Genomic DNA, 3,919 nt, shown 5'->3' on the forward strand with positions numbered 1-3,919 from the left:
GCGTACCGTACAGGTGCGCTATTTTTTATAATTCGGGCTTACAGCTCACTTTACCAACTGAACAATACGGTATCGTTGTACATAAATCAGCGATAATTAGTGAAAGTGCGAAAATTGGCTATGGAACAGTAGTCATGCCAGGTGCTATTATTAATGCAGATACAAAAATAGGAAATCATTGTATTATTAACTCTGGTGCTATTATTGAACATGATAATACAGTTGGACATTATGCACATATCTCTCCAAACGCTACCCTTACAGGTGGTGTCACAATTGGAGAAGGTACACAAATTGGTGCTGCTTCTGTTGTAATTCCAGGTACAGAAGTAGGCGAATGGACAATGGTTGGTGCAGGAACCACTGTTGTCAAAGATTTACCTTGTCATATAACGGCCGTAGGAAGTCCAGCGAAAATTATAAAATGAGAAATTCTAAATTTTAGGGGGAAAGATTTGAGAATATTGCATATTATTGCCTCTTTATCTAGCGGGGGCGCTGAGAAGTTATTAACAGACCTTGTCGTAAAAATGAAAAAAAATAAAGTAGAATGTGAAGTATTAGTACTGACTAAACATAATAATTTTTTCGGTGAGATTCTTCATGAGAATAACATCCCAGTTTATTATTCAGAGTCGCCTAAAATATATAGTGTACAAAATATTTTATTTATCAAAAAAATAATTGCATCGAATCATTTTGATATTGTTCATACTCATTTATATAGTGCTCAATTGTTTTCGGTTATTGCAAATATGCTAAATTATAATAAAAGTATTTTAGTTACCACAGAGCATAGTACTAATAATAATCGAAGAAATAAAAAAATATTACGATTCTTAGATTTATGTATGTACAGAAAGTATAAAAAAATTATTTCTATTACTCCTGAAGTACAAAATAACTTAAAAAAATATTTAAAATTACCTTCAAATAATTTTGAGATGATTTTTAATGGAATCGATTTAGATAAATATTATTATGCTAAAGCTTGGCAAAAAGAAGACATAATTGAAGGGTCAGAGGGAGAAAAATGGATTATAATGGTAGCTGGTATGCGTCCAGCCAAAGACCAAGAGACTTTAATTAGAGCTAGCAATTATTTACCTCCGAACTATCGAATTCTCTTTGTAGGTAGTGGTGAAAGAAAGCAACAGGTAGAAGATTATGCTAAAAAGTATTCTAGTAATAAAATCACTTTTCTAGGAGCTAGAAACGATATAGCGGAATTGTTGAAAACTTCAGATCTTTTTGTTTTATCATCTCACTGGGAAGGCTTTGGATTAGTTTTAGTTGAAGCAGCAGCAGCAGGCTTGCCAGTGGTAGCTTCTGACATTGTAGGCATGGGGAAAGTAGCAACAGCTGTGGGAGGATATTTATTTAAACCTAAAGATGAACAAGAGCTAGCTAAAGTTATTGAGCAAGCGTTAGAAGAAGGACCGAGAATCAACGCTGAAAAATTAGAGAAATTCTCTATAGAAAACACAGTTAAAGGTTATTTAAATGTTTATGATAACTTATTATAAATGATAATTTATAAATCAAGAAAGAAGGACTGTTAAAATGACAGATCGTATTCTATTATCTTCTCCTCATATGGGAGGAACAGAGCAAAAGTATGTACAAGAAGCATTCGACACAAACTGGATTGCACCACTTGGAGCAAATGTAAACGGTTTTGAAGCGGAATTAGCACAGTATGTTGGTTCGGCAGCAGCTTCAGCAACAAGCGCAGGAACAGCGGCAATTCATTTAGCATTAGATTTATTAGATGTTCAAGCTGGCGATACGGTATTTTGTTCGTCATTAACGTTTATTGCAAGTGCTAACCCAATTTTATATTTAGGGGCAACACCTGTATTTATTGACTCTGAAGACACAACATGGAATATGTCACCGCAAGCGCTTGAAAAAGCATTTGAAGATGCACAAGCAACAAACACGATGCCAAAAGCAGTCATTGTCGTGAATTTATATGGTCAAAGCGCGCGTATGGATGAGATTTTGGATATTTGCAATCGCTACGGTGTACCAGTTGTAGAAGACGCAGCAGAATCATTAGGTTCTACATACAAAGGCAAGCATAGTGGAACATTCGGTAAATTTGGGATTTACTCATTTAATGGCAATAAAATTATCACTACTTCTGGTGGTGGTATGCTTGTATCAGACGATGAAGAGTTAATCAATCGTTCTCGTTTTAAAGCGACGCAAGCACGTGATGCAGCGAAGCATTATCAGCACAGTGTTGTTGGCTATAACTACCGTATGAGTAATATCGTAGCAGGTATTGGTCGTGGACAGTTAGAAGTGTTAGATGCACGAGTTGCCAAAAAACGTGAAATTTTCGATACGTATGAAAAAGCACTTAGTCAAATTGATGGTTTAACGATGATGCCAGAGTTAGAAAATACGTTTTCAAATCGTTGGTTATCGACGCTTACATTAGATCCACAAAAAGTGAACGTGACACCATATGCGTTAATCGACGCCCTTGATGCAGCGAATATTGAAGCTCGTCCAGTATGGAAACCGCTTCATATGCAGCCGTTATTTGACGGATGCAAATTCTTTGCACATAGCGATGAAGATGTAGTAAGTGAACGTTTATTTGCACAAGGTATTTGTTTACCATCTGATACGAAAATGACGGAACAGCAACAGCAACTCGTAATTGACGTTATCAAAAACACAATTGTATCGTAATTGTAAAGAGGGGATGTCCAGAAATTATTTTCTGGGCGTCCCCTTTGTGCTGTGGATGGTGAGAATCTATGCGGATTACCGATAGAAGTACGGCATATAAGCGGATAATTAATAGATAATCTTGAAAAGAAACTTGTTTCGGATAACTTCTTCTTTAATAAATAATTTACAGTTATTTAATACCTATTAATGGTTTTATTTGTTAATGTTATAGGTGAAAGGAGGTGTTGGGGTGGCGAGGAAACCTGTTTCATTACGTATTAAATGTACAGTGGAAGAGATGGCGATTTTTCAGCGAGCAGCAAGTGCGCGCGGCATAGATTTAAGTTTATTTGTACGGTATTATTTACTATTAGTAGCCGCGATGAAAGTAGAAGAAATGCATAGCAGTAAGTGGCTTTTTGAATTTGAAGTAGTTGAAGAAATGAAACGCATTATTCGGTTAATCCAACAGCAAAGAGAAGCATAAATAACAAAGGGCTGTACAGTTAAAATTGTATGTATGTTTTTCCATCGAAACATGATCTAGCTGTTCATATGACAATAACCGCTATGTAGAGAAGCGGTTATTAATATGGTGAAACACGATACACATTGGTCTTTTATATTTTGCACACGTTTGTATGTTTTATAGGATATATAATAAATGGTCACAAGAAAAGGGGCGTTTCCAATGAAAGCGAAACCGTTTGTAGATTATTTTCAAGTGTATTGTCCACAGCATGAAGTCGAGATATTTGAGCAAGCAGCGTTAGAGCGTGGTATGCATTTAAGTTTGTTTGTGCGCTATTATTTATTTGGGGTGGCAACGCATCAAGATTTAAACGCGATGGAAGCAGCGGTGAACGAGTCAGTCATTAAGTTTGAGCCGCTTTTAGTCGAAGCGAATATTCAGCGAATGAAAAAAACGATTACGCACAAGTCATAGCAGCTAAATGAGCTACATATACATCTGAAGAAACAGCAAAAAGCACAGTTGGGGTTGACCCAGCTGTGCTTTTTTTGCGTTTAGCGTACAAGTTGTTCGACCGTGCGAAGTGCTTGGTCAACGTCGGCAATACCCGCTTGGATTTGTTCAAATGTCAGCGTATCGCTGTAGAAGCCAATATCATTTTGCACCGTTGTTAACGTGCTGTTGAGTTCTGCAAATTCAGGCATTGTGTATAGTGTGAATATTGCGAACAAAAAAGACCACTAGTGCGGAACATTAAGC

6 protein-coding genes are annotated in these 3,919 nt (G+C 36.6%); 5 read left to right on the forward strand and 1 reads right to left on the reverse strand.

What is annotated here, in order from left to right; translation table 11 throughout:
• The 5 genes from A6M13_RS11985 to A6M13_RS12005 form a co-directional block, all read left to right on the forward strand.
• Positions 1-428, forward strand: a 428-nt coding sequence (locus A6M13_RS11985) for an LbetaH domain-containing protein (protein WP_066546626.1), incomplete at its 5' end; no start/stop codon positions are given.
• Between the two features lie 27 nt (positions 429-455).
• Positions 456-1,526 carry a glycosyltransferase gene (locus A6M13_RS11990; protein WP_066546629.1) on the forward strand — a complete coding sequence of 357 codons (1,071 nt, stop codon included), beginning with the start codon at positions 456-458 and terminating at the stop codon, positions 1,524-1,526.
• Positions 1,527-1,563: 37 nt separating this feature from the next.
• Positions 1,564-2,706: an aminotransferase class I/II-fold pyridoxal phosphate-dependent enzyme gene (locus A6M13_RS11995; protein WP_066546632.1), complete on the forward strand. Its 1,143-nt coding sequence runs from the start codon at positions 1,564-1,566 to the stop codon at positions 2,704-2,706.
• Between the two features lie 232 nt (positions 2,707-2,938).
• Entirely contained in the window at positions 2,939-3,175 is a 237-nt protein-coding gene (locus A6M13_RS12000; RefSeq protein WP_066546634.1) for a hypothetical protein, read from the forward strand.
• Between the two features lie 204 nt (positions 3,176-3,379).
• The gene (locus A6M13_RS12005) at positions 3,380-3,634 is read left to right on the forward strand and encodes a hypothetical protein (RefSeq protein ID WP_066546636.1); all 255 of its coding nucleotides are present in this window, start codon (positions 3,380-3,382) and stop codon (positions 3,632-3,634) included.
• An 80-nt stretch (positions 3,635-3,714) separates the two neighbouring features.
• On the opposite strand, the gene A6M13_RS16345 is transcribed toward A6M13_RS12005, so the two are convergent.
• Positions 3,715-3,891 (reverse strand): hypothetical protein, encoded by a 177-nt coding sequence (locus A6M13_RS16345; protein WP_169817445.1) that lies wholly within the window; start codon positions 3,889-3,891, stop codon positions 3,715-3,717.
• Between the last annotated feature and the right edge of the window lie 28 nt (positions 3,892-3,919).

Origin of the sequence: Caryophanon tenue, from assembly GCF_001700315.1 — a bacterium.
GTDB classification, from domain to species: Bacteria; Bacillota; Bacilli; order Bacillales_A; family Planococcaceae; genus Caryophanon; species Caryophanon tenue.

What these genes read in the sequence shown, in the direction of transcription:
- A6M13_RS11995 (WP_066546632.1), top strand. Translation starts at nt 1,564, where the DNA reads ATGACAGATCGTATTCTATTATCTTCTCCTCATATGGGAGGAACAGAG.
- A6M13_RS12005 (WP_066546636.1), top strand. Translation starts at nt 3,380, where the DNA reads ATGAAAGCGAAACCGTTTGTAGATTATTTTCAAGTGTATTGTCCACAG.